This is a genomic window from Streptomyces adelaidensis, assembly GCF_016598475.1.
Taxonomy (GTDB): domain Bacteria; phylum Actinomycetota; class Actinomycetes; order Streptomycetales; family Streptomycetaceae; genus Streptomyces; species Streptomyces adelaidensis.
In genome coordinates this window covers 29,425-53,339 of sequence record NZ_JAEMUX010000050.1, presented here as the reverse complement: position 1 = coordinate 53,339, position 23,915 = coordinate 29,425, and the positions used below count along the sequence as shown (strand labels likewise).

The window sequence follows — 23,915 nt, the reverse complement described above, 5'->3', positions numbered from 1 at the left end:
CCCCGTAACGCTCGTCACGCTTTCGGCCGACAGGCTCAGCCGAAGGCCGACGCGCGGAACCCCTTGCGGACCGGCAGGCTCGCCGGCGGCGACCAGCCCTCGGCGACCTGCCGCCCCGCTACCGCCGCCGGGCGCTGCCCGAGCCGCACCACTTCAGCCGCCGACCGGGAGTGTCCGCGCCGCACTGGGACGTGGGCGTCGCCGCCACTCCACAAGGATTCGGCTTCCTCTACGGCGCGGAGGCGGTCGAGGCCCAGACCGGCCGCCCCATCCGCTCGGCTGGCGTTCACCTGGAGAACCGCGTCCGACCCGGCCCGCGGATCCCCGTCCGTACTGCCGTACCTCAATTCGGCCCAGGCCACCTACCGCGCCTACCGCCGAAGCCTGGCGCAACTGCGCGAGATGGACGTGTTCAGGGCCGAGGCCGCCGCCGCTGACACCGGAACAGCGGGGAACCGTACGCCGAAAGCTCGCACGATCCCCCACCCCACCGAGGCCCGTCACTCGGCGGCGGCCGCCGCCCCGAACGCCCCCCGCGCCATCCGATGCAGCAACTCCGCCGTGGCGGCCCGCCCGGGCAATCCCCCCGCCCGCCCCAGATGCGGCGTCGAGTTCAGCAACCCGAACACCGAGTGCACGGCGGACCGCGCCGCAGGCTCGGCCACCCCCGGATACACCTCGCGCAGCACCCCCACCCACAGCTCGACGTACTGCCGCTGAAGCTGGCGTACGAGCTTGCGGTCGCTGTCCCGGAGGCGGTCCAGCTCGCGGTCGTGCAAGGTGATCAGCGGGCGGTCGTCGAGGGCGAAGTCGATGTGCCCCTCGATCAGCGAGTCGAGGATCTCCTCGGCGGCCCGCCCAACGGACCCGCGGGCGCCCCGCCCACCGGACCCACCGGCGTCGCGCCGACCGGACTGCCCACCGGACCCACCGGCGGCGCCCCCGTCGTCCCCCCGGCCGGAGGCGTCCGCGTCCGCCTCCGCCACCCGCCGTTTCGCTCCCGTCAGCAACTGCCCGCTGATCCCCACCAACAGCTCCGCGAGCATCGCGTCCTTGCCCGCGAAATGCCGGTACAGGCCCGGCCCGCTGATGCCGACCGCCGCCCCTATCTCGTCGACGCCGACACCGTGGAAGCCGCGCTCGGCGAAGAGGCGGGCGGCTTCCCTGAGGATCTGCTCGCGGCGGGTGGGCGCGTCGGTTCTCATGGCCATGAAGTCGATTCTAGACAGGGAGGTTAGCGCTCGTTAACCTGAACGAAACGCGTTAACGCTCATTAACAGGTGACCAAGGTGACCCACTGGGTGAGGGGACCGCACGATGGACCAGGCACCGGAGCTGACGACCGCGGCAGACCCCGCGGCGGAGCCCTACCGTGCCAACGAGGCCGCGCACCGCGCGCTGGGCGAGGAGCTGCGGGCCAAGCTGGCCGCCGCCCGGCTCGGCGGCGGCGAGAAGGCGCGCGCCCGGCACACCGCACGCGGCAAGCTGCTGCCGCGCGACCGCGTCGACACCCTCCTCGACCCCGGCTCCCCCTTCCTGGAGCTGGCGCCGCTGGCCGCCGACGGGATGTACGACGGACAGGCGGCGGCCGCGGGCGTCATCGCCGGGATCGGCCGGGTCAGCGGCCGGGAGTGCGTCGTCGTAGCCAATGACGCCACCGTCAAGGGCGGCACGTACTACCCGATGACGGTGAAGAAGCATCTGCGGGCGCAGGAGGTGGCGCTGGAGAACCGCCTCCCCTGCCTCTATCTCGTCGACTCCGGCGGTGCCTTCCTCCCCATGCAGGACGAGGTCTTCCCCGACCGCGAGCACTTCGGCCGCATCTTCTACAACCAGGCACGGATGTCCGGCGCCGGCATCCCGCAGATCGCGGCCGTCCTCGGCTCGTGCACGGCGGGAGGCGCGTACGTCCCGGCCATGAGCGACGAGGCCGTGATCGTCCGCAACCAAGGGACGATCTTCCTCGGCGGCCCCCCGCTCGTGAAGGCCGCCACCGGCGAGGTCGTCACCGCCGAGGAGCTGGGCGGCGGCGAGGTCCACTCCCGGATCTCCGGGGTGACCGACCACCTCGCCGAGGACGACGCCCACGCCCTGCGCATCGTGCGGACCATCGTCTCCACCCTCCCCTCCCGAGGCCCGCTCCCCTGGTCGGTCGAGCCGGCCGTAGAGCCCAAGGTGGACCCGTACACGCTCTACGGCGCCGTGCCGGTCGACTCCCGCACGCCGTACGACGTACGGGAGGTCATCGCGCGCGTGGTCGACGGCTCGCGTTTCGCCGAGTTCAAGGCGGAGTTCGGGCAGACCCTCGTCACCGGCTTCGCCCGGATCCACGGCCACCCGGTCGGGATCGTCGCCAACAACGGCATCCTCTTCTCCGAGTCGGCCCAGAAGGGCGCCCACTTCATCGAGCTGTGCGACCAGCGCGGCATCCCCCTCGTCTTCCTGCAGAACATCTCCGGCTTCATGGTCGGCCGGGACTACGAGGCCGGTGGCATCGCCAAGCACGGCGCCAAGATGGTGACGGCGGTGGCCTGCACCCGCGTCCCCAAGCTGACAGTCGTCATCGGCGGCTCGTACGGCGCGGGCAACTACTCGATGTGCGGCCGGGCGTACTCACCGCGCTTCCTGTGGATGTGGCCGGGCGCCAAGATCTCCGTGATGGGCGGCGAACAGGCCGCGTCCGTCCTGGCGACGGTCAAGCGGGACCAGCTGGAGGGGCGGGGCGAGGAGTGGCCCGTCGGCGAGGAAGAGGCTTTCAAGGACCCGATCCGCGCCCAGTACGAGCGCCAGGGCAACGCCTATTACGCGACCGCCCGACTGTGGGACGACGGGGTCGTCGACCCCCTCGAAACCCGCCAGGTCCTGGGCCTCGCCCTGACCGCCTGTGCCAACGCGCCCCTGGGTGAACCCCGGTTCGGCGTCTTCCGGATGTGAGGGGGGCTTTGAAAATGACCATGTTCGACACGGTCCTGGTCGCCAACCGGGGCGAGATCGCGGTCCGCGTCATCCGTACGCTCCGCGCCCTGGGCGTCCGCTCCGTCGCGGTCTTCTCCGACGCGGACGCCGACGCCCGGCACGTACGGGAGGCCGACACGGCGGTACGCATCGGCCCGGCGCCGGCCGCCGAGAGCTATCTGTCGGCGGAGCGGCTCCTCGAAGCGGCGGCCCGCACGGGCGCGCAGGCGGTGCACCCGGGGTACGGCTTCCTCGCCGAGAACGCCGGGTTCGCGCGGGCGTGCGCCGACGCCGGGCTGGTCTTCATCGGCCCGCCGGCCGAGGCGATCTCCCTCATGGGCGACAAGATCCGCGCCAAGGAGACGGTACGGACGGCCGGGGTCCCGGTGGTGCCCGGGTCGACCGGCAGCGGCCTCACCGACGCCCAACTCGCCGACTGTGCCCGGGAGATCGGCATGCCAGTGCTGCTGAAGCCCAGCGCGGGCGGCGGCGGCAAGGGCATGCGGCTCGTACGGGACCCGGCGACGCTGGCCGACGAGATCGCCGCCGCCCGGCGCGAGGCCCGCGCTTCCTTCGGCGACGACACCCTCCTCGTCGAGCGGTGGATCGACCGCCCCCGCCACATCGAGATCCAGATCCTGGCCGACGGCCACGGCAACATCGTCCACCTCGGTGAGCGCGAGTGCTCCCTCCAGCGCCGCCACCAGAAGATCATCGAGGAGGCGCCCAGCGTGCTCCTCGACGAGCGGACCCGTGCGGCCATGGGCGAGGCAGCCGTCCAGGCGGCCCGCTCCTGCGGCTACTTGGGCGCGGGCACGGTCGAGTTCATCGTCCCCGGCGGCACTGCGCCTGTCGGGGGGAAACCCCCCGAACCCCCCGTGTCCTCGTACCACTTCATGGAGATGAACACCCGCCTCCAGGTCGAGCACCCGGTGACCGAACTGGTCACGGGCGTCGACCTGGTGGAGTGGCAGCTCCGGGTGGCGGCGGGCGAGCGGCTGTCCTTCGGCCAGGAGGACGTACGGCTGACGGGGCACGCGGTGGAGGCCCGGATCTGCGCCGAGGACCCCGCGCGCGGTTTCCTCCCCTCCGGCGGCCGGGTGCTGGCCCTCCGCGAGCCGCAGGGCGACTGCGTACGCACCGACTCCGGGCTCAGCGAGGGCACGGAGGTCGGGTCGCTGTACGACCCGATGCTGTCCAAGGTCATCGCGTACGGCCCCGACCGCGCGACGGCGATCAGGAGACTCCGGGCCGCCCTCGCGGAGACGGTCACGCTGGGCGTGCAGACGAACGCCGGGTTCCTGCGGCGGCTGCTCGGCCATCCGGCGGTGTTGGCGGGCGAGTTGGACACGGGGTTGGTGGAGCGGGAGGTCGAGGGGCTGGTCCCGGGGGAGGTGCCGAGGGAGGTGTACGTGGCGGGTGCGCTGCTGCGGCAGGCGGCTCTGCACCCCGACCCCAGCGCCCCCGACCCTTCCCGAAGCCGGGGGCCGGGCGGCTGGACCGATCCGTTCTCCGTACCCAGCGGATGGCGGCTCGGCGGGGAGCCCGCCTGGACCGTGCACCACCTGCGGGTGCCCGGCCACGACCCCGTCGAGGTGCGCGTACGCGGACCTCTCCGCGACGCGGAGGTCTCGTGGGGGTCCGGGGGCCTGCGCCCCGCTTCGGGAAGGGGTGGGCTCGGGGGAGAGGAACCCTCGACCGTCACCCTCCACCTCGACGGCCTCACCCACACGTTCGCCGCGCTGCCGGACGGCACCTGGCTCGGCCGCGACGGCGACGCCTGGCACGTCCGCGACCACGAACCCGTCGCCGCCGCCCTCACCGGCGCGGCCCACGCGGGCGCCGACTCGCTGACCGCCCCCATGCCCGGCACCGTCACCGTCGTGAAGGTGGCCGTGGGGGACGAAGTGGCCGCCGGGCAGAGCCTGTTGGTGGTGGAGGCGATGAAGATGGAGCACGTCGTCGCCGCGCCGCACGCCGGCACCGTCACCGAGTTGGACGTCACGCCGGGTACGACGGTCGCGATGGACCAGGTGCTGGCGGTCGTGGCCCCGTACGAGCACGAGCACGAGCACGAGCACGACGAGGAGGCGACGGAATGACCGTCCAGGGACTCGGACTCCCCATGACCGTGGCCGCACCCTCCACCGACGGCCTCCCCACCCACATCCGTATCCACGAGGTCGGCGCCCGGGACGGACTGCAGAACGAGCAGACGACCGTCCCCACGGAGGTGAAGGCGGAGTTCGTGCACCGCCTGGCCGAGGCGGGCCTCACCACCATCGAGGCGACGAGCTTCGTACACCCCAAGTGGGTGCCCCAACTGGCGGACGCGGAAGACCTGTTCCCGCTTCTCGGCGATCTCCCGGCGGCGATCGCGCTCCCGGTCCTCGTCCCGAACGAACGCGGCCTCGACCGCGCCCTCGCCCTCGGCGCCCGCCGCGTCGCCGTCTTCGCCAGCGCCACGGAGTCCTTCGCCAAGGCCAACCTCAACCGGACGGTCGACGAGGCGCTGGCCATGTTCGACCCGGTGGTGACCCGCGCCAAGGACGACGGGGTGCACGTCCGCGGCTACCTCTCCATGTGCTTCGGCGACCCCTGGGAGGGCCCCGTCCCGATCCCCCAGGTGGTCAGGGTCTGCCGGGCGCTCCTCGACCTGGGCTGCGACGAGCTGAGCCTCGGCGACACCATCGGCGTCGCCACCCCGGGCCACGTCCAGGCACTGCTCACCGCCCTGAACGAGGCGGGCGTCCCCACCTCCGCCCTCGGCGTCCACTTCCACGACACCTACGGCCAGGCCCTCGCCAACACCCTCGCGGCGCTGCGGCACGGCGTCACCACGGTGGACGCCTCCGCCGGGGGCCTCGGCGGCTGCCCCTACGCCAAGTCCGCCACCGGCAACCTCGCCACCGAAGACCTCGTGTGGATGCTGCGGGGCCTCGGCATCGACACCGGCGTCGACCTCGGCCGTCTCACCGCCACCAGCGTGTGGATGGCCCGACAACTGGGCCGACCCAGCCCGTCCCGCACCGTACGAGCCCTCTCCCACCAGGAGTGACCCCATGGACCACCACCTCTCTCCCGAACTGGAACAACTCCGCCGTACGGTCGAGGAGTTCGCCCACGAGGTCGTCGCGCCGAAGATCGGCGACCTCTACGAGCGCCATGAGTTCCCGTACGAGATCGTGCGCGAGATGGGCCGCATGGGGCTGTTCGGTCTGCCGTTCCCGGAGGAGCACGGCGGCATGGGCGGCGACTATCTCGCTCTCGGGATCGCGCTGGAGGAGCTGGCGAGGGTCGACTCGTCCGTGGCGATCACCCTCGAAGCCGGGGTCTCCCTGGGCGCGATGCCGATCCATCTCTTCGGCACCGAGGCGCAGAAGGAGGAGTGGCTGCCGCGCCTGTGCTCCGGCGAGATCCTCGGCGCGTTCGGGCTGACGGAACCCGACGGCGGCTCGGACGCGGGCGCGACCCGTACGACGGCCCGGCTGGACGAGTCGACGAACGAGTGGGTGATCAACGGCAGCAAGTGCTTCATCACCAACTCGGGGACGGACATCACGGCCCTGGTCACGGTCACGGCGGTGACAGGCCGCAAGCCGGACGGCCGCCCCCTCATCTCCTCGATCATCGTCCCGTCGGGCACCCCGGGCTTCACGGTGGCGGCCCCCTATTCAAAGGTCGGCTGGAACGCCTCGGACACCCGCGAGCTGTCCTTCTCCGACGTTCGGGTCCCGGCGGAGAACCTGCTGGGCGAACTCGGCCGGGGCTACGCCCAGTTCCTGCGCATCCTCGACGAGGGCCGCATCGCCATCTCGGCGCTCGCCACGGGTCTGGCGCAGGGCTGTGTGGACGAGTCCGTGAAGTACGCGAAGGAACGTCACGCCTTCGGCCGCCCCATCGGCGCCAACCAGGCCATCCAGTTCAAGATCGCCGACATGGAGATGAAGGCCCACACGTCCCGCCTCGCCTGGCGCGACGCCGCCTCCCGCCTGGTCTCCGGCGACCCCTTCAAGAAGGAGGCGGCCCTCGCCAAGCTCTACTCCTCCACCGTCGCCGTCGACAACGCCCGCGACGCCACCCAGATCCACGGCGGCTACGGCTTCATGAACGAGTACCCGGTCGCCCGCATGTGGCGCGACTCCAAGATCCTGGAAATCGGCGAGGGCACGAGCGAGGTGCAGCGGATGCTGATCGCACGGGAGTTGGGCATGGTCGATTAGTACTCCAGTCATATTCGCGATCTGCTTCGATAGCCTGCAGAGGTGCTGGTCTGAGCTGAATCACGGGGTGGGTGGATGGACGAGCGCACGGTCAGGCTGAACGAGCTCGCGCAGGGACTGCGTCCGCTCGTGCGGGGGGTCGAGTGGTTCGAGGGCCTTGCCTCCGACGAGCAGTTCGAGGTCCTGCGGGACCTGAGCGGGTTCTGTATCCAGGCCCGCGCGACGGTGGAGGACGGCCCCGAGAGCGTGCGTCTGGCCGGCATCCGGCCGACGCATACTCCGGCGGTCCTGATCACGCGCGGGCAGCTGCCCGCGCAGCTGGCAAAGATCATCAATCTGCCGCAAACCGAGCGCGTGAAGGCATTTCGGCTGCTGGTAGCCCTGCTTGGAGTGGCCGACGAGCGCCGACGGGTGCGGTTCTGCGCCGCCGGGTGCGCCCATGCCTGGCACCAGCCAGTACCTGAATCAGCCCGGTGGATTCGGGCTGAACCGCAGGGCGTCGAGCCGTAGAGTTCGGCAGGGAACGCCGACGACGTCTGGCCGTTGCGCGCCCTCGCGGGGAGGAAATCGCATGCAGAACCCTTCGGACTCGATGGAGATCGCCGAGCCTGAGGAGAACGGCCAGAGCAATAGCGCCGACTCACTTGCCGCGGACGATCCGACATCCGACTCGAACATCGACTCGACGACGGCATCGACGGTCCTGGCGGAGGTGCTCCCAGGGGTCGCTGTCGTCTTCGGCGAGGTCCCCGCGGAACTCAAGCCCGATCTGCTCGACTTTGGGCTCGTGTCGGCCGCCGACCGCAAGCAGATCTCCACAGTCCTCGCCTCGATCGGAAACACGGCGACCGCGGCCGGCAACCTCGGAAACGCATTCGCCAGCGCGCAGGGGCTCTACAGGCTCAGCGACGCGACACAGGTCCTGCTGAGGGCTGGCGGAACGCTCGCAGTCAAGGACGGCGCGAACCTCGGAGCAGTGTTCCTCTCCGGTCGCATCGCTGGTCAGGCCCGCCTCATCCCCGTGACTGCGGTGAGCGCGGCGCAGACCGCGGCCGCGCTCGGGCCGGCGCTGGCCATGGTCGCCCTTCAGATGCAGCTGAGTGAGGTCACGGGCCTTGTCAGGACCAACATCGCGCTGACGAGCCAGGTACTCACAACCATCCGCAACGAGCAGTGGGCCGAACTGACGGGGCTCGTCGTCACCGTCGATCGCACAGTCGACCAGGCGCGAGAGGTCGAATCGGTCCCCACCTCCTTGTGGGACGGCGTCGCGGGTAGTGAAGCGTCGCTGCGTAAGCAGCTTGACCTCTACCGGCTGAACGTCCGTAGCCACGTCGGGCAGATCGATCGGCCCGACACTCGTCGCCACCGTGAGTATCTTCAGACGAACGCCGAGGCGATCGTCTTCGACACCTACGCCCTCCTGTCCTCCCTCAAGGCCTGGACCGGGTATCAGGCGCTCCGCGCCGCGAAGGCGAGAGCCGCTGGACGCGAAGATGCTGACGAGGCACGGCTCGTCGACGTCATCGCGCGCGACACTCGCACGGAGTTGGACTCCGCTCTCGCCGAGACGACTAGCCTCGTCGCCTCGCTGACGCGGGAGCTACGAATCATCGCCGAACTCCCCGGACGCGACACACTGCCACTGCCGGGGAAGCGGAGGGACTCAAAGGCAGCCCGCCAAACCTCAGCCCGTCTTCTGGAGGCGATCAAGCCTCTTGCCCACGCTCTCCATCCGCCGGCCCCTCCGCTCGAGGCTCCGGACGTCGTCTGCGCACCCAAGTCGCTGGATCTCGAGCCGTACCTTCGCATCCTGCGATGGTTCCTCGAGGACGGTGAGACCCTACGTGTCGTCGGCTTCCCCGACCAGCTCGATGCCCTCGGACCAATTTCTGCGATCCTCGGCGGAGCGAAGGAGAAGTTGGCGGCAGCAAGGGACAAGGCTGCGGCAAACACCCTGGTCGCCGTCACTGATCGCCGCATCATCACGGCCAAGACGAACACATTTCTTGAGCAAGGCGAGATCCGTCAGGACATCCCGATCGACCAGGTGCGATACGTCCGAGCAGCGACCGCACAGGACAGAAGCGCGCGCTTGGCGATCGACCTCATCACGCGCGACGAGAACATCCGGTGGCTCTTCCACGCTGACATCGACAACACTCAAGTGGACGCGCTCGCCGCCGTGCTTGCCGAGTCGATGACGATCCCGGACATTGAACGCGATGAGCTGCAACAGCGGCGCTACGCCCCCATCGAGGGCGGCAGTACTGGCACGCGGTCTACCTTGGGTATTCAACCGGCCGAGTTTTTCTGATTCTTTTCTTTCCCGCACGCGCAAACACCCCATGTGCCGTGTGCTGCCGAGGAACTGGGTGCCCGGGTGTACAGGTTCAGGTCATGCGCGCGCGGTACGAGGCCCACATCTTGGCGGCAGTGTGCACGCTGTGGGTCCACGGGCCGGGGGACTGTTCTGCGATCTCGGTCCACACACTTTCGTTGGCCGCGGCGAACGCGTTCAGCCCGGCCTCGGGAGCCGCACGGAACGCGGGGATGCGAGAGGCCCACTGTTCGGCGTTCTCGGGGGTGTGGCCACCTTCGGCGATGAGCCAAACTACCCAGTACCCTGCGTCGAGCCAGGGGGCGCCTCGGGTGGCCCATGCCCAGTCGACGACCCACGCCTGCCCTTGGCCGACCATGACGTTGGCTGGGTTCGGGTCGGTGTGGCAAAGGGTGTCTCCCGTGAAGTACGCGAGGGCGGCGGCAGTGGCGTGATCACGCAGCCGGTGTTCCGCCTGCTTCGTCTCGACACCGTCCGGAGCCCGCAACTCGGAGAGCCGTTCCAGGGCTGCGGCGACGAGCGGGAGATCCCCCGAGCCTTGTGCATAGTCGGCGTGGCGGCCGTCAAGGGCGTCGAAGGCGACGAAATCCCAGCCACCGGCCTGGAGATGCCACCGGACGCGCGGAGAAATTCCGCCCACGTATGGGCCGACAGACGCCTCCCTCTGCTGCGTCCATACGCGAGGGTGATCCGTGGGCAGACCCTTGACGTAGAGGTCGCCCCGCTCGGTAGTAAGTCGGGCGGAGATGGAGGAATTGAAGCCCGTCGACATGGTTTCGGCGTTCACGAGAGGGCCGGTCCGTTCGAGTACGGCGCTCTGGACGTCGTCGGGCAGATCGGCGAAGTCGATGCGTTCGGTCGGCATGGGTACACCTTCCCAGAGAGGGGGGTGGCCCCGCACAGCGCGACGGCTGCCCAGGGCCACCAGGGATGGTGGGGTCTTACCGGTACGGGTTGTCGTCGTTGCAGCCGGGGACTGCGCCCACGGTCAGCTCCTCGACGTCCTCGACGACCACCAAGTCGACCAGGTCGACGGGCTCGGCTCTCTTGGCGGAGGGTGATGTGATCTCGACAGCGACGGCGCTCATGCCGGTACTCCTTTTCCGTGTTGGCAGTAATTCTCCAGTGGTGCCTTCGCGGTCTGGTACGCCTTCGCCAACGGGCGGCAAACCCGGCATGTGCCGGAGAGCTTGCAGCCCGAGCAGCCACCAGTGCGAAGCATCTGAGCGTCGGAAATCGCGGGCAGCCCGAGCAGCCCGGCGACGCCGGCTTCCATGAGGTTGACGGGGTTCTCGCGGCCGACCTTGCACATCGTCGCGAGGCCGAACGGATCGACGTGGAAGAACGTGTGGCCGGCCGGGCAGCCTTGGAAGACGGTATCTCCGCCGAGGAAACGCGTGGACTGGGCAGCGAGCGGGTCGGGCTGTCCGTCGTAGGTGGGGGAGATCGACCCGAACTCGTTGACCCGATCCGTGTACTTGTGCGCGAGGTTGCGCATGGCATCGACCTCGTGCTCGTTGTGCGTGGTGATGATGATCGTGACCTCGATGGGGATCTTCACTGCCCGTACGGCATCGAGCCCCTTCATCACGCGCCGGAACGAACCCCTCGTACGGGTCAGGGAGTCCGCCGCCTCCTCGCTCGCCCCGTACAGGGACACGGTCAACTTGTGCGGGGGCAGCCGAGTGAGCGTGTCGAGTACGTCCTCACGGTGCAGACGGCTGCCGTTGGTCAGGATCTCCAGCAACATCCCGCGCTCGTAGGCGTAGGTGTAGGCGCTGAGGAAATCACGGTCGATCGTCGGTTCTCCGCCGGTGAATTGGAGCCATAGGACACCGGCCTCACACAGCATGTCGATCAGCCGCTTCTTCTCCGGCCGAGGCAGGCCCTCGAACTTCCGCAGCGCGAGGTAGCACATCCGGCAGTTTCTCTAGGCTGTCCAGAGTTGTCGGTTAGGCTTCTTTGGAGGGGGACTTCATGCCTACTGCCTTGGACGGCTGGACGGTGGACTTCTACGACTTCACCGTCGCTCAGCCTGCACCCGATACTGACCAACTCTCCGGCTTTGGAGACCTACACGCCCGTGCCGCGGCCAACGGAGCTCGGCATGGCACTCCCGTGATCCTCGGCCCAGAGGGCCGGCCCGACCCGAAGGTCAACCTCTTCTTCCGTACGGGGGCCATGGCGGACGCCCGGCCGTCGACGTGGCGACGGTACGCGTACGCGCTGGTGGTGTGGCTGGAGTTCCTCCGGGTCTTCGGGCGCCGGTGGCAGGACGCGACGCCGCGTGATGTCGAGGCATTCAAGGAGTGGCGGCTGACGGACCTCCGTAATGACGAACGGGTTCTGCCGACCAGCTTCGATACCGACCGGGCGGCGCTGAACACCTTCTACGTCTGGGCCGGGCACCGGTACGGGGTCGCGAACCCGGTGGCCAGCGCGGGTGTTCGCCTCGGTCGGCGGCTGTCGCTCTCTGGGGAGTTGGAGGGGTATGCGGGCGGTTCCCGGGATCCGCTGCGGCCTGCCGGCTCGTCGCGGCGGCAGGTGAAGTGGATGCTGCGAACAGCTTTTGAGCAGTGGCGGAACATCGGGCTGTGCGGCTACACCTTCGAGGGCTCGCGCCGTCGGGGCTGGCGGGGTCCGAATGAGGACCGCGACGCGGCCTTTGTTGACGGCCTGTACGGGACGGGGCTGCGGCTGACGGAGTGGGCGAGCGTGCTCGATGTCGAACTGCCGGCGGTCGGGAACGCCCGTTTCTCCTCCGCGTGGTTGTCTGCGGCCTGCATCAAGCGAGGTGAAGAGGGGCGCGTCTATCGGGTGCCGCGCAGTGTGCTGTCGGCGGTCGCCGCGTACACGGACCCGCTGGAAGGGTCCCGCATGGAGGCCGTACGGCGAGCTCAGCGTGCCGGGCGCTACGACGCGCTGCACGCCATCCGCATCGTCACCGGCTATAACGCCCGGAACCGGACATTGATCGTGGAGGGCGGGAGCGGGCCGGTTCCGATCTCGGTGGATGTACTGGGGCCGGACGAACGGCGGTTGCTGTTCCGTCGTACGTCACACGGTCTGGAACCGTTGTGGCTGTGGCTGGCACCCAGCGGCCTGCCGAAGAAGCCGCACGGCTGGGAGGACTCCTTCCAGGCTGCGAACGAGCGGATTGCCGAGGCATGGGTGCGGACTGCCGGTCCCGGTCTGGAGGGGGAGGCGCGGGAACGGCGAAAGGCGGAGTGCCCGTTGTGGGCGAGGCCGCACATGCTGCGGCACAGCTTCTGTCTCAAGTGGTTCTCCATCCTGTCGGCGGTCTGGCAGCGCCGGGTGGACGGATTCACCGAGGAGGAAGTCCGGGACCTGCGCGAACAGTTGGGCGACATCTGGTATCAGCTGGCCACTTTGATGGGGCACAAGCATCCGGAGACGACCCGGAACATCTATCTCGAGCCGTTCAGCGCCCTTGAGGTCGACTATCTGATGGCGCTGCTGGACGAGGAGGAGACCGCCGGGGTGGACGCGCTGCTACGTGCGGTGACCCGCGACGGTGGCCGGACCCTGACCGGTGTGGTCCCTGCGACAGGGCGGGAAGAAACCGGCGAGCCGGGGGCGGGCCGGTGAGCCGCCGTTCACGGGGCGGTCGCCGCGCCGCCCAGCCGACTGCGGCATGGGCGCCGACCGAACGGCTCCAACCGAACGGGGTGAGCGTGCTGTTCGTCGAGGAGTCCAGCGGTCGCAGCCAGCTCTTCGACTTTTCCGAGCTGCCGGTCTCCGAGGACATCCAGCGCTGGTTGGCGGGCTGCGTCGCCGGGGAGGTCTCGACCCGGTCCACCGTCAAACGCATGGGCACGATGCAGAACCTGTACTTCGTTGCCCGGTCCTTTGCTCGGGTCCTCGCCGAGAGCCCCGGCCCTGTCACGCATCCGCGTGATGTCACAGCCGACCACTTCACGGCCTTCCGGGCCCGGTACGAGCATCTGAAGTCGATGGGCAACTACGTCGCGGCCCTGCGCAGACTGCTGCGAGCCGACACGGCCCTGAGCGAGTCGGCACGGGCCGGTCTCGCCGCCATCCGGGTTCGCAAGACGGCCCAGGAGCCTGGCGAGCTGGAGTACACCGACAGCGAATGGCAGGAGATCCTGACGGCCGTCCGTCGGGATGTGCGCGTCGCGCGGGACCGCATCCGGTTCGGCAGAGCTGTCCTCGCCCGGTTCCGGGACGGACAGCTGGCGGAGGGCAGCGACGAGGAGAAACTCGGGCAGCTGATCGACATCTTCGACCGGACCGGCAGCTTGCCCCGTTACCCCGGCGGAAGCCAGACGGCCGCCGTCAGCGAGGCGGGTGGCGCTCTCTACGTGACCTCTCTGCTCTGTCTGTCTCTCGACGAGATGACCGCGTTCGCGCTGCTCCTGGTGGCGCTGACCGGGCAGAACTTCGGCACGGTGGCCTCCTGGCCCGTCGCTCACTTCCGGCCGGACGGCGGACTCACTGACGAGGGACTGGCTCTGCTGGAGTCCGTCAAGCCTCGCCGCGGGCCGGAGCGCGAGCACATGGTTGTGCCCCTGGAAGATGTACTGACCGGGGCGGATGACGAGCACCGCCTGTTCCGCTCGCCGTTGCGGGTCTACCTCCTGCTGCTGGAACTCAGCGAGACCGCACGCCGCCTCGGCGCTGTGACCACCGTCTTCGCCGGCCACATCCTCAATCCGCGCGCTGGCGGCACGCAGTGGCCGAGCGCTGTGCGGGCCCATCACGTGGCGCGCTGGGCCAGCGAGCACGGATTCCCCATCGCTGAGTCCGCTGTCGCTGGCGGACGGCCGGCCGTTTCGGTGCGACGACTACGCAGGACGGTGATCGAGCGTCGTCGCAGGCCAGTCGCTCAGAGCACCCGCACCATGCGGGAGATCTACCTCATGCCGAGCAAGTCCGTGCGGGCCGAGAGCCAGCAGATCGTGGCGACCGCGCTGCAGAAGGAGGTGGACAAGGCCCGTCAGCAACAGACGATCCCCGTGTTCACCCCGGATTTCGTACGTCTGGCCGGAGAAGACCTCTCCGCCGCAGCCGAGGCCGCCGGAATGGATCCCCAACACCTGAAGCTCCTGCTCGCGGGCGACCAGGACACAGCGTTGGCCTCCTGCGTCGATCACACCGCCAGCCCGCACACCGACGCCGGGCAGCCGTGCACGGCGTCCTTCCTCGCCTGCCTGGATTGCGAGAACGCCCGAGCCCTGCCCCATCAACTCCCAGTACAGATCGCCGCGATCGAGGAAATGCACGCTTTACGACCACACCTGGACCCGGCCCTCTGGGGCGCCCGCTACGAGCCCAGGGTGCAACAGCTCGAAGAAATCACCGGCGCCTTCGATCCCACCGAGCAGGAACTCGCCAAGGACAACATCACCGATGACCAGCGGCAACTGGTCCGCAACCTGTTGGAGGGGCGATGGGATCTGCGCTGACGCTGGCCGCCGCATTCGCGGAGGAGCCCGCTCGTCCATGGCCGCCGGACGACACAGTGATCCTGCGTGGACGCCCGGTCCGTGCCGGTACCCCGGCCGATCGGCTCTCGCGCTTCGGCGACGCCGTCTGGCACCTGCGGCCAGGCCATCCCGATGCCCACCAGGTGGTGAACAGTGTCCACTGGTCCCGCTGGCCCGCACCCTTGGTGCTGCCCTTCAAGACCTTCGCGCTCGCGGCCTTGGAACATCCGCTGCCCGTCACCACGACGATGGGCAGCGACGGCGACCTCATGAGCGTCGACACCTTGTCGGGCAAGCTCGGCGAGCTGCGCATCCTCGCCACGTGGATGGACCAGCAGAAGATCGCACAGATCAGCGACCTGAGCGACATACACCTCGACCACTACCGCTCCCATGTCCTGGCCCTGGCAACCAGCAAGGAACGGAAGGGCTCGCTGCTACGTGCCGTACGAACCCTGTGGGAGTACCGGCGCCACCTGCCCCGCGAGTGCCAGATGGCCACCGCCGACCCGTGGAACGGTGCCAGCGGAATGAGCCTGGCCAAGGTGCCCGCCAAAGGACGGGAGAACAAGACACCCCGCATCGACGCGGCGACCATGGAGGCACTGCTGGCCTGGAGCCTGCACATGCTGGAGGACATCGGCCCGGACATCCTCACCGCGCACCGCGAGTTCCAGATGCTCGAGGACGGTACGCATCCGGACCAGGCGCCCTACCTGGGCCTGCGACCAGCTGCGGCACTGAAGCTCTTCATGGAGCGAGCGGTGCGCGAAGGCCGCACCCTGCCCGGATACCGGGCCTCTGGCAGGCACGACGTGAACTGGAGGCATCTCGGCCGCTTGGTGGGCGCCGGAGGAGTGACCGCACCGGGCTCGCGGAAACTCGTACGCAACAGCGGGCTGCCGGTCGCAGAAGACGTCGACCTGGGGACGGTGACCGGCCGGATCGACGGTGTCCCCTGGCGGGACAAGCCGATCACCTTGCGGGAACTCCCACTCCTGATCCGCTACCTGACCGCGGCCTGCTTCGTGATCATCTCCTATCTGTCCGGAATGCGACCTGGGGAGGCGCTCAATCTGCAGCGTGGCTGCAGCCGACGCGACGAAGCCACCGGGCAACTGCTGATCGACGGCCGGCGAGGCAAGGGAGCCGGGCGTCAGCCACGCATCGCGGAGGCGGAGGATGACATGTGGGGACGCTCCTGGGTCGTGGTCCAACCCGTCCACGACGCCATCTCCATGCTGGAAGCTCTCAGCGCCTCCCCATTCCTCTTCCCCTCCAGCTTCGTGAGCGCCCAGACCAGCCGACCGGCCGAGGATCACGCGCGAGCCGGTGCTGCGGTGACGCGCGACCTCAACGAGTTCACCACCTGGATCAACAGCATCTTCGTGCAGCCTGACGGGCAACCGCCCATCCCGCCGGACCCCACCCGGCGGGTGCACCCCTCGCGATTCCGGCGCACCTTGGCGTACTTCATCGTGCGCCGCCCTCGCGGGCTGGTGGCCGCCGCCCTGCAATACGGACATGTAGCTACAAAAGTCACGCTGAGCTATGCGGGAGCGTCAAACACTTCCTGGATGGAAGATCTCGCCGTCGAACGGCTGGAGCTGCTGGTCGAGCAGAGCGAGGAGGACTGGCGGCTCCTCGGAGAAGGAGAGCGCATCAGCGGCCCGTCCGCGTCGGAGTACAAGAGCCGCGTCACCCGTACTCGTCAGTTCGTCGGCCGGGCCATCAGCCGGACCCGCAACATCGAGAGGTTCCTGGCGCAGGTGGACCCCAGCATCCACCACGGGGAAGGGATGACGTGCGTATGGCGAGCCGAGACAGCCGCCTGCCGCAACACCAGACTCGCCCAAGGACTGCCCGCCAACGATGCCCCCGACGAGGCCGAGTGCCAGTCGTCCTGCCAGAACCTCGCCTACACCGACCGCGACATCGCCCAACTCCGTGAGCAGCTGGTCGTGCTGGAGACGGGCGCTGCTGACCTGCTGGCTCCCCGTCCCCTACGTGACCGCGCTGCCGCCCAGGCCGCCCAAATGCGGAAGGTCCTGGACCGCCACGACGCTGTCACCCCCGCCGCCGAGTCCGCCGAGGAGAGCACCTCATGACCCGTCAGCCCCGTGACCACGACGCCGAACGCACGGCCGTCCGCGCCGCCGCAGACCGCCTGCTCGCGGGCACCCCCTTGCGGTCCACCAGCGGCAAGCTCACCGGCACCGAGCTGATCACCGAGTCCGGTCTGCGACGCGACGTCGTCTACGGCGACCACAAAGAGTTGGTCGAGGAGTTCCAGGCCCGCGCCAAAGCCCAGCACACGGTCCCCGCTGCCGCCGAGAAGATCGCCGAGCAGAACCGGGCGCTCAAGGAGGAGAACGCCGCCCTCAAAGCCGACCTGGCCGCCGAGCGAGAGCGGAACAAAACCCTGACCAGGGTAGCCGTCGAACTGTGTCTGGAGTTGGAACAGGCGAAGGAGGAACTCACCCAGAACGCGGACGTGGTGCGACTGCCTGGCAGCCGCACCAACTCCCCATCCTGGCAGCGCTGATCAGCCCGCCGCCCCCTGGCCCTTTCCTCGGTAGGTGCAGCGGCGACTGCCGCTGAGTCGAGATCAGAGCGGTGAGGGGGGACTCAGCCCACTCTCACGCCGACTTCGAAAACCCCTTGGACTCCAGCCGGAGCCTCAGCGGTTGGCCAGGGTGCGGTCGAGGAGGGGCAGCAGGCGGTCCCAGTGAAGCCGCAGTGCGGCGGGGTTGAAGGCATCGGTGTCGGACATGGTGAAGCCGTGGACGGTGCCGGGGTAGATCTCGGAGGTGTAGCGGACCCCCGCGGCGTCCAGGGCCTGGTTGAGCTCGCCGAGGGCCGCGGGCGTCAAGTCGCTCTCGGCATGGCCGAAGTGGACCTCGGCGGTGAGCCTGGCCAGGCTGTCGGGCCCGTCGGCGCCAACGGGGCCGTGGAATGCGGCGAGGGCGGCCACCCGGCCGGGGTAGGCCGCGGCGGTGCGCATCGCCAGGAGGCCGCCTATGCAGTAGCCGGTCACCGCGACCGGTCCGGCGCCGACCTCGGGCTGGGCGGTGAGGAACCTGAGGTAGGCGTCGGCGTCGCTCAGGACACGTTCGGCGGTGTGCGCCTCGATCAAGGGCATCAGCTGGGCGAAGACCGCGGGCCGGACCGCTTCTCCGATGTGCTCGGGAAGTTCGATCACCGGTGCAGGGCCGTGCCGGTAGAAGAGGTTGGGGACGAGCACGTAGTACCCGTGCCCGGCCAGTTCGCGTGCCATCTCCCGCAGCACGGGCCGGATGCCGAAGCCGTCGGCGTACATCAGCACCCCTGGGTGCCGCTCACCACCGTCGGGAAAGGCGGCGAAAGCGTCGGCCTGGCCGTCCGCGGTGGGAATGTGCAGCGTCTTGGTGGGCATGAATTCTCCCTGTCGTGGTTGATGTGTCGAACCTGTGATCAACACGACGGAGGCGGAGCCCGCGCAGCAGCGCGCGATCCTCGATCGAACAGCGGGCCCTCACCGGCCCGCACGGCGCTCAGAAGAGCACCGGGTCACCAATCCGTGTGTGGCGCAATGCCGTCCCGGTAGTCATGCCGCGCAGCGTAGCCCACCGAACAAGAGCCGCCGCCAGTACACCAGAAGATCCCGGGCTCGCTTCGAGATTCCGGAACTGTCCGACAACCTTGATTCCGACAACGCACTTGCCTAATGAATGCAGCTGAAGTTGCAACCCTTGTTCAACTCCCAGGTCGTCCGGGAGTAGTTCAGCCGCGTACGCGGGCGCACGATGATGTTTCCGCGCATCGGACGCCCCGCCAAGTCCAGCTCCCAGGCCTCACGGGCTGCTTTGACCAGCCATTCGGGGATCAGCGCGTCGGCTGCCCCCGCCGAGGCGAGTTCCTCGTACTGGGCGGCCGGGAGCTGAATTCCGCGCCGTACACCGGGCCGAGCGACGAGATACGTCCGTTGCTGCGGGCTGGCGATCAGTGCGTGCATGTCGTACTCCTTCCGTAATCTGATGGCTCTGAGGGCTGGTCGGGAGGCATCGCCCCCAGGCGCCGAATCCGCCCGGTGCCGCAGGCCTCGTCCGCCTTCGCGACGAGCAGTTCGGCCCAGCAGCGTTTCCCTGCGGGGCGGGCGATGGGCCCGAGGAGGTCGTAGCCCCAGCGGTCGGCCAGGGCGTCGATCAGCAGCAGCCCCCGGCCGCCTTCCTGGTCGCGGTCACCCCCACCCAGTTCTGGCAGGCCACGGTTCTTGTCGGTGACGGAGATCCGTACACGGTCGTCGGCGATGCGCTGGACAGAGACCCGTACGAGTCGGCAAGACGTGTGCCGTACGGCGTTGGAGAACAGCTCGGCGATGATCAGCGTGCCCACGTCAGTCAACGCGTTCAGGCCCCACGTGTTCAGCGACGCCATCACCAGGAGCCGAGCCGTACGTGCCGCCTCTGGCTCGCACCGCATGGTCTTTGTGTAGCCCGGCGGGCCCACTGAGATGGGGCGTACGGCGGTCCTGGTCATGCGGTCATCCCTCCGGGGTGGGACGGCCCGCCCGTGCGGGGACACGGGCGGGCCTCTCTCCGTGCCGCACGGACTGGGGAGCTCGCGGTTTGCGCCCGGCGGCTGATGACCAGTCAACGACTCGGGAGAAGCCGGAGGAGACTCCGCGAGGTGACCCCAAGACGGAGTCATCGCGCATGCACACGCGGTAGTTTCAGGCCTCAGGCATTTTCTGGGGGCCGTATGGGGCAGACGCAGGACCCGCGACAGGTCATTGCAGGGCTACTCGATGACAGCCGGCTCCTCGGTGCGTGTACTGAGCGGGACATGGGAACCGTGTTCCGGATGCTCAACCACAGGGGCGTCAGCACACGCCGCATCGCGGCTGCCGTCGCCATCACCCAAGGACGTCTCTACGACTACATGAACGGCAAGAGCAGGGTGGAGAAGCTCGCCCTGTTCGAGCAGATCGCGGACGCCTTCCACATCCCCGGCCACCTGCTTGGCCTGGCCCGCCGGTCGTGGGAGCCCGCCGCGGAGACACAGCCGCACCAGCCTCTGCCGCCGGACGGGGACGACCTCTCGGCCGTGGACGCGTTCCGTGTCGCCGACCGACAGACCGGAGGAGGCCGGCTCTACGCAGCCGTTGTCCAGCATCTCCGGAACCGTGTTGCCCCGCGCCTCGTCGACCTCTCCACCGGGAACGAGGTTTTCGCCGCTGCCGCGGCCCTGACCGAGATGGCTGGATGGATGGCGCACGACTCCGGTCAGAACACCGCTGCCCTCGACCACTTCGGCCGCGGACTGGCTCTCGCCCGGACCAGCGGGGATCTACCGCTCGCGGCACACGTCGCCGCATCTCTTTCCCATCTCGTCCTTCAAGGCAGCGATGCCGTAGGGGCAGCACGCTGGGCTCGGACAGGGCTCGACCTCGTCGGCCGAGGCCCGCGGATTCCCGCGCTGTCGTCTCGGCTGCACACGATGCAGGCCCGTGCCTTGGCGGCGGCCGACCAACACGCTCCCGCCCGCCGTGCCCTTGAGCAGGCCTACCGCGCCCTCGATACCTCCCCCGACACCGCACACCCGTGGCTCAGCCCGTTCGACGCAGGACGTCTGGCGAGCGAGGCGGCGCTGGTCCTGGTCGACCTCGGCGAGTACGACGAGGCCCTGGCCGCCGCCGAAGAGGCCGTGGCGCTGCGGGATGCCGCAAGGGCGCGGTCCCTCGCGCTCGCCCGGATTTCCCTCGCCGGCATCCACGTCCGGCGGGTCGACCTCGACGCCGCTGTGGCCGTCGGCCACGACCTGCTCGCCACGAGCCCCACCATGGGCTCCGTCCGCGTCGTCCAGCAGCTCGACGACCTCAGAGCCCTGCTGCAACGCCACAGGAGCTACGGGCCGGTACGGGAGTACCTGGTGAGATTCGATGACGCGAGAAGGGCCAGACTGTTGCTGCTCGCCGATCTCATCCCGCCGCCGGGAGGCTCTCGCCCATGACGCCGAAACCCGCCCCCACCCCTGCGGATGCCGATGCCTGGGCCGCCTACCTTGCCGAGGGCAACGCCACTCAGCCGCGTAAGCGTGTGGCGGCGGATGTGCTGCTCCGCGACTCCTCGGGGCGGGTGCTGCTCGTGAAGCCGACCTACAAGCCCGGGTGGGACCTTCCCGGCGGGATGGCCGAGGCGAACGAACCGCCCGAGCGGACGGTGGTGAGGGAGCTCAAGGAGGAACTGGGCCTGGACGTGACCGTGCGCGGCCTCCTGGTCGTCGACTGGGTTCCGCCACATGGGCCCTGGGACGACCAGATCGCGTTCATCTTCGACGGCGGTGTCCTCGACATCGAGCCGCCCCGACCCCACGACGAGGAGCTGTCGGAAGCCCGATTCGCCTCCCTCGACGAGGCGGGCGGTCTGCTGCGGGATCGGATGCGGAGGCGGCTGGCGGAGGCGGTTCACGCGCTGCGGGAGAAACGGTCGGCCTATCTGCACGACGGGCGCCCCGTCGGTCAATAACGTCGTCCAACGGATACTGACTGAACCGAAGTTGGGGCGTACGGGCCGGCTGACTGACCCGGAGCCTTAGAAGGGCGCCACCGCCTGAGCAGGCGGCGCCACCGCTCAAGCCGGGCGGGCGCCCGTACCGACGACGGCCGGAACCGGCCACGTCAGCGCGCGCCCGGCACGCCCTCACCGAGACCCCAACCCCCGGGAATCCCCCGCGAATCCCCACGAACCTTCGATTCACAGGTAATTCAAAGAATGGAGCACGCCTCACACGGGCATTCCACTACTTGGAACCACCCTCTGGACAATTGGTGAGGTTAGGCTAACCTACCTTCGAACTCGCCCTCGGGCGGCACTCCGCCCCGTTCGAAAGTAGCCACACACATGCCCAACGCCAGAGCCGCTCACCTCACCCGCCGTGGCATCCTCGCCGCCGGCGGCGCACTCGGTCTCGGTGCCGTCCTCGCCGCCTGTGGAGACGAGGACACGAGCAGCAGCACTGGCTCCGACAAGGAGACGGCTGCCGCCGAGTCCGGCCCGTGGTCGTTCAAGGACGACCGTGGCGAGACCGCCAAGACCGACAAGACCCCCGCGAACATCGTCGCCTTCATCGGTGTCGGCGCCGCGCTGTTCGACTACGGCATCGACGTCAAGGGCGTCTTCGGCCCGACGAAGACGACGGACGGCAAGGCCGACGTCCAGGCCGGCGACCTCGACATCAGCAAGGTCACCGTCATCGGCAACGTCTGGGACGAGTTCAGCGTCGAGAAGTACGCCGCTCTCGCCCCCGACGTCCTCATCACCACGCTCTTCGACGACGCCGGCACCCTCTGGTACGTGCCCGAGGCCTCCAAGGACAAGATCGCCAAGCTCGCCCCGAGCGTCGGCATCTCCGCCTACGACCGCCAGCTGACCGAGCCGCTGCAGCGCATGCTGGAGCTGGCCAAGTCGCTCGGCGCCGACGTGGAGTCCGAGAAGATCACCACGGCCAAGAAGCGGTTCGAGGACGCCGCCGCCCGGCTGCGCGCGGCCACCAAGTCCAAGCCCGACATCAAGGTCCTCGCCGGCTCCGCCAGCCAGGACATCTTCTACGTGTCCGGCTCGAACCTCTCCATCGACCTCGAGTACTTCAAGGCCCTCGGCGTGAACTTCGTCGAGCCGAGCGCCGCCGCGTTGAAGGCGAGCGGTGGCTGGTTCGAGAACCTCAGCTGGGAGAACGTCGACAAGTACGACGCGGACGTCATCATCATGGACAACCGCACGTCGGCGATCCAGCCGGACGCGATCGAAGAGGCGACGTGGAAGAAGTTGCCGGCGGTCGAGGCGGGACAGGTCGTCGGGCGCAACCCCGAGCCGATCCTTTCCTACGACAAGTGCGCGCCGCTCCTGGAGGAGCTGGCCGAGGCCATCGAAAACGCCAAGAAGGTCAGCTGACGGTGGTTCTTGAGCTGCGGACCGGCTGTGGCTGGTCGCACAGTTCCCCGCGCCCCTAAAAACGAACCGGGCGCGGGTACTCCGCGCGTTGACGTCCACTCAGGAGCCCCCATGACGACGGCCGTAGCCGCCCCCTTCCGTTTCTTCTCTCTTCAGGTCGTGCGGACGGAGCGGCTGGGGCCGTCTCTCGTGCGTGTCTCGTTCGCGGGGGACGATCTGCGGTTCTTCCGCTCCGACGGCAGGGATCAGTCGCTGTCGTTGTTCCTGCCGCATCCGGGGCAGGAGGCGCCGGCCGTGCCCTTCGAACTGGGGGACGGCTGGTGGCAGGGGTGGCGGGAACTGCCGGACGACGTACGGGCGGTGATGCGCTCGTACACCCTGCGGGGGCTCCGCTCCGACCTCCATGGCGACACGGTCGGGATCGACATCGACTTCGTGCTGCACGGGGTGGAGCCGGGGGCCGCCACGCCCGCCGGGCCCGCCTCGCGCTGGGCGTCGGCCGCGAAGGCCGGCGACCGTGTCGTACTGCTCGGCCCCGCCGTCGCGGACAACCGCGCGATCCGTTTCCGCCCGCCGCAGGACGCCGATCTGGTGCTGATCTGGGCCGACGAGACGGCATTGCCCGCCGCGTCGGCGATCCTGGAGTCGCTGCCCGCGGGCACGCCGGCCCGGGTCTGGCTGGAGGTCCACCACCCGGGGGACATCCAGGACCTGGTGACGGAGGCCGACGCCGAGATCACCTGGCTGGTGCGGAGCGAAGCGGCTCCGGCCGCCCTCGACACCGTCCGGGCCGCCCAACTCCCGCCCAGTGAGCTGCCGTACGCGTGGATCGCCGGTGAGTCCGGGCGCGTCAAGGAGCTGCGACGGCATCTCGTGCGGGAGCGCGGGATCGACCGGCGGCGGGTGACCTTCGTCGGGTACTGGCGTGAGGGCCTGACGGAGGAGCAGCTGCGGGAACGCGGCGAATGAACCGATCGCCGGCCGGAACGGTCACCGA

21 protein-coding genes and 1 pseudogene are annotated in these 23,915 nt (G+C 69.2%); 15 read left to right on the top strand and 7 right to left on the bottom strand.

Annotated elements, in window-relative coordinates:
- Positions 1-182: 182 nt before the first annotated feature.
- Positions 183-411, top strand: a pseudogene (locus tag I8N67_RS42900) (flavoprotein); the annotation flags it as partial.
- A gap of 89 nt (positions 412-500) precedes the next feature.
- On the opposite strand, the gene I8N67_RS26120 reads toward I8N67_RS42900, so the two are convergent.
- Complete coding sequence (locus I8N67_RS26120) at positions 501-1,211, bottom strand: TetR/AcrR family transcriptional regulator (RefSeq protein WP_200306169.1); 711 nt, start codon at positions 1,209-1,211, stop codon at positions 501-503.
- A 106-nt stretch (positions 1,212-1,317) separates the two neighbouring features.
- Between I8N67_RS26120 and I8N67_RS26115 the strand changes: the two genes are divergently transcribed.
- From I8N67_RS26115 to I8N67_RS26090, 6 genes are all read left to right on the top strand, one after another.
- Entirely contained in the window at positions 1,318-2,934 is a 1,617-nt protein-coding gene (locus I8N67_RS26115; protein ID WP_200306167.1) for a carboxyl transferase domain-containing protein, read from the top strand.
- 20 nt (positions 2,935-2,954) lie between these two features.
- Complete coding sequence (locus I8N67_RS26110) at positions 2,955-5,057, top strand: acetyl/propionyl/methylcrotonyl-CoA carboxylase subunit alpha (RefSeq protein WP_200306194.1); 2,103 nt, start codon at positions 2,955-2,957, stop codon at positions 5,055-5,057.
- Positions 5,054-6,013 (top strand): hydroxymethylglutaryl-CoA lyase, encoded by a 960-nt coding sequence (locus tag I8N67_RS26105; protein ID WP_200306165.1) that lies wholly within the window; start codon positions 5,054-5,056, stop codon positions 6,011-6,013. The genes I8N67_RS26110 and I8N67_RS26105 overlap by 4 nt, the downstream gene beginning before the upstream one ends.
- Positions 6,014-6,017: 4 nt before the next feature.
- Positions 6,018-7,178 (top strand): acyl-CoA dehydrogenase family protein, encoded by a 1,161-nt coding sequence (locus tag I8N67_RS26100; RefSeq protein ID WP_200306163.1) that lies wholly within the window; start codon positions 6,018-6,020, stop codon positions 7,176-7,178.
- Between the two features lie 75 nt (positions 7,179-7,253).
- Positions 7,254-7,688, top strand: a complete 435-nt coding sequence (locus I8N67_RS26095) for a DUF5958 family protein (RefSeq protein ID WP_200306161.1) — start codon at positions 7,254-7,256, stop codon at positions 7,686-7,688.
- A gap of 61 nt (positions 7,689-7,749) precedes the next feature.
- On the top strand, positions 7,750-9,495 hold the full coding sequence (locus I8N67_RS26090; RefSeq protein WP_200306160.1) for a hypothetical protein: 1,746 nt from the start codon (positions 7,750-7,752) through the stop codon (positions 9,493-9,495).
- A gap of 76 nt (positions 9,496-9,571) precedes the next feature.
- Here the strand turns inward: I8N67_RS26090 and I8N67_RS26085 are convergent, their stop codons facing one another.
- The 3 genes from I8N67_RS26085 to I8N67_RS26075 all read right to left on the bottom strand — a co-directional run bounded on the left by I8N67_RS26085 (position 9,572) and on the right by I8N67_RS26075 (position 11,437).
- Positions 9,572-10,384, bottom strand: coding sequence for a protein kinase family protein (locus I8N67_RS26085; RefSeq protein ID WP_200306158.1), 813 nt, complete (start codon positions 10,382-10,384; stop codon positions 9,572-9,574).
- Positions 10,385-10,460: 76 nt separating this feature from the next.
- Positions 10,461-10,607, bottom strand: coding sequence for a hypothetical protein (locus I8N67_RS26080; RefSeq protein ID WP_200306156.1), 147 nt, complete (start codon positions 10,605-10,607; stop codon positions 10,461-10,463).
- Positions 10,604-11,437: a radical SAM protein gene (locus I8N67_RS26075; RefSeq protein WP_200306154.1), complete on the bottom strand. Its 834-nt coding sequence runs from the start codon at positions 11,435-11,437 to the stop codon at positions 10,604-10,606. The genes I8N67_RS26080 and I8N67_RS26075 overlap by 4 nt, the downstream gene beginning before the upstream one ends.
- A gap of 59 nt (positions 11,438-11,496) precedes the next feature.
- On the opposite strand from I8N67_RS26075, the gene I8N67_RS26070 reads away from it, so the two are divergent.
- The 4 genes from I8N67_RS26070 to I8N67_RS26055 all read left to right on the top strand — a co-directional run bounded on the left by I8N67_RS26070 (position 11,497) and on the right by I8N67_RS26055 (position 17,532).
- A complete protein-coding gene (locus I8N67_RS26070) occupies positions 11,497-13,128 on the top strand; it encodes a site-specific integrase (protein ID WP_234046300.1) in 1,632 nt (543 codons plus the stop codon).
- A gap of 80 nt (positions 13,129-13,208) precedes the next feature.
- Positions 13,209-14,966 (top strand): hypothetical protein, encoded by a 1,758-nt coding sequence (locus I8N67_RS26065; protein ID WP_200306152.1) that lies wholly within the window; start codon positions 13,209-13,211, stop codon positions 14,964-14,966.
- Positions 14,951-17,095, top strand: a complete 2,145-nt coding sequence (locus I8N67_RS26060) for an integrase (protein ID WP_200306150.1) — start codon at positions 14,951-14,953, stop codon at positions 17,093-17,095. The genes I8N67_RS26065 and I8N67_RS26060 overlap by 16 nt, the downstream gene beginning before the upstream one ends.
- Positions 17,092-17,532 carry a hypothetical protein gene (locus tag I8N67_RS26055; protein WP_200306148.1) on the top strand — a complete coding sequence of 147 codons (441 nt, stop codon included), beginning with the start codon at positions 17,092-17,094 and terminating at the stop codon, positions 17,530-17,532. Before I8N67_RS26060 ends, I8N67_RS26055 begins: the two co-directional genes overlap by 4 nt.
- Before the next feature lie 135 nt (positions 17,533-17,667).
- Here the strand turns inward: I8N67_RS26055 and I8N67_RS26050 are convergent, their stop codons facing one another.
- The 3 genes from I8N67_RS26050 to I8N67_RS26040 form a co-directional block, all read right to left on the bottom strand.
- On the bottom strand, positions 17,668-18,402 hold the full coding sequence (locus tag I8N67_RS26050; protein WP_200306146.1) for a dienelactone hydrolase family protein: 735 nt from the start codon (positions 18,400-18,402) through the stop codon (positions 17,668-17,670).
- A 288-nt stretch (positions 18,403-18,690) separates the two neighbouring features.
- On the bottom strand, positions 18,691-18,981 hold the full coding sequence (locus tag I8N67_RS26045; protein WP_200306145.1) for a hypothetical protein: 291 nt from the start codon (positions 18,979-18,981) through the stop codon (positions 18,691-18,693).
- Positions 18,969-19,448: an ATP-binding protein gene (locus tag I8N67_RS26040; RefSeq protein ID WP_234046299.1), complete on the bottom strand. Its 480-nt coding sequence runs from the start codon at positions 19,446-19,448 to the stop codon at positions 18,969-18,971. Before I8N67_RS26040 ends, I8N67_RS26045 begins: the two co-directional genes overlap by 13 nt.
- A gap of 363 nt (positions 19,449-19,811) precedes the next feature.
- Here I8N67_RS26040 and I8N67_RS26035 point away from each other — a divergent pair, with 363 nt between their 5' ends.
- From I8N67_RS26035 to I8N67_RS26020, 4 genes are all read left to right on the top strand, one after another.
- Positions 19,812-20,978 carry an NsdA family TPR-like regulatory protein gene (locus I8N67_RS26035; RefSeq protein ID WP_234046298.1) on the top strand — a complete coding sequence of 389 codons (1,167 nt, stop codon included), beginning with the start codon at positions 19,812-19,814 and terminating at the stop codon, positions 20,976-20,978.
- Positions 20,975-21,493: an NUDIX domain-containing protein gene (locus I8N67_RS26030; protein ID WP_200306139.1), complete on the top strand. Its 519-nt coding sequence runs from the start codon at positions 20,975-20,977 to the stop codon at positions 21,491-21,493. The genes I8N67_RS26035 and I8N67_RS26030 overlap by 4 nt, the downstream gene beginning before the upstream one ends.
- A 375-nt stretch (positions 21,494-21,868) precedes the next feature.
- Positions 21,869-22,918, top strand: coding sequence for an ABC transporter substrate-binding protein (locus I8N67_RS26025; protein ID WP_200306137.1), 1,050 nt, complete (start codon positions 21,869-21,871; stop codon positions 22,916-22,918).
- Between the two features lie 111 nt (positions 22,919-23,029).
- On the top strand, positions 23,030-23,887 hold the full coding sequence (locus I8N67_RS26020; RefSeq protein WP_200306135.1) for a siderophore-interacting protein: 858 nt from the start codon (positions 23,030-23,032) through the stop codon (positions 23,885-23,887).
- Positions 23,888-23,915: the final 28 nt, after the last annotated feature.

What these genes read in the sequence shown, in the direction of transcription:
- I8N67_RS26035 (WP_234046298.1), top strand. Translation starts at nt 19,812, where the DNA reads ATGGGAACCGTGTTCCGGATGCTCAACCACAGGGGCGTCAGCACACGC.
- I8N67_RS26060 (WP_200306150.1), top strand. Translation starts at nt 14,951, where the DNA reads ATGGGATCTGCGCTGACGCTGGCCGCCGCATTCGCGGAGGAGCCCGCT.
- I8N67_RS26020 (WP_200306135.1), top strand. Translation starts at nt 23,030, where the DNA reads ATGACGACGGCCGTAGCCGCCCCCTTCCGTTTCTTCTCTCTTCAGGTC.
- I8N67_RS26115 (WP_200306167.1), top strand. Translation starts at nt 1,318, where the DNA reads ATGGACCAGGCACCGGAGCTGACGACCGCGGCAGACCCCGCGGCGGAG.
- I8N67_RS26105 (WP_200306165.1), top strand. Translation starts at nt 5,054, where the DNA reads ATGACCGTCCAGGGACTCGGACTCCCCATGACCGTGGCCGCACCCTCC.
- I8N67_RS26110 (WP_200306194.1), top strand. Translation starts at nt 2,955, where the DNA reads ATGTTCGACACGGTCCTGGTCGCCAACCGGGGCGAGATCGCGGTCCGC.
- I8N67_RS26100 (WP_200306163.1), top strand. Translation starts at nt 6,018, where the DNA reads ATGGACCACCACCTCTCTCCCGAACTGGAACAACTCCGCCGTACGGTC.
- I8N67_RS26080 (WP_200306156.1), bottom strand. Translation starts at nt 10,607, where the DNA reads ATGAGCGCCGTCGCTGTCGAGATCACATCACCCTCCGCCAAGAGAGCC.
- I8N67_RS26085 (WP_200306158.1), bottom strand. Translation starts at nt 10,384, where the DNA reads ATGCCGACCGAACGCATCGACTTCGCCGATCTGCCCGACGACGTCCAG.
- I8N67_RS26070 (WP_234046300.1), top strand. Translation starts at nt 11,497, where the DNA reads ATGCCTACTGCCTTGGACGGCTGGACGGTGGACTTCTACGACTTCACC.
- I8N67_RS26025 (WP_200306137.1), top strand. Translation starts at nt 21,869, where the DNA reads ATGCCCAACGCCAGAGCCGCTCACCTCACCCGCCGTGGCATCCTCGCC.
- I8N67_RS26090 (WP_200306160.1), top strand. Translation starts at nt 7,750, where the DNA reads ATGCAGAACCCTTCGGACTCGATGGAGATCGCCGAGCCTGAGGAGAAC.
- I8N67_RS26095 (WP_200306161.1), top strand. Translation starts at nt 7,254, where the DNA reads ATGGACGAGCGCACGGTCAGGCTGAACGAGCTCGCGCAGGGACTGCGT.
- I8N67_RS26050 (WP_200306146.1), bottom strand. Translation starts at nt 18,402, where the DNA reads ATGCCCACCAAGACGCTGCACATTCCCACCGCGGACGGCCAGGCCGAC.
- I8N67_RS26045 (WP_200306145.1), bottom strand. Translation starts at nt 18,981, where the DNA reads ATGCACGCACTGATCGCCAGCCCGCAGCAACGGACGTATCTCGTCGCT.
- I8N67_RS26055 (WP_200306148.1), top strand. Translation starts at nt 17,092, where the DNA reads ATGACCCGTCAGCCCCGTGACCACGACGCCGAACGCACGGCCGTCCGC.
- I8N67_RS26040 (WP_234046299.1), bottom strand. Translation starts at nt 19,448, where the DNA reads ATGCGGTGCGAGCCAGAGGCGGCACGTACGGCTCGGCTCCTGGTGATG.
- I8N67_RS26030 (WP_200306139.1), top strand. Translation starts at nt 20,975, where the DNA reads ATGACGCCGAAACCCGCCCCCACCCCTGCGGATGCCGATGCCTGGGCC.
- I8N67_RS26075 (WP_200306154.1), bottom strand. Translation starts at nt 11,437, where the DNA reads ATGTGCTACCTCGCGCTGCGGAAGTTCGAGGGCCTGCCTCGGCCGGAG.
- I8N67_RS26120 (WP_200306169.1), bottom strand. Translation starts at nt 1,211, where the DNA reads ATGGCCATGAGAACCGACGCGCCCACCCGCCGCGAGCAGATCCTCAGG.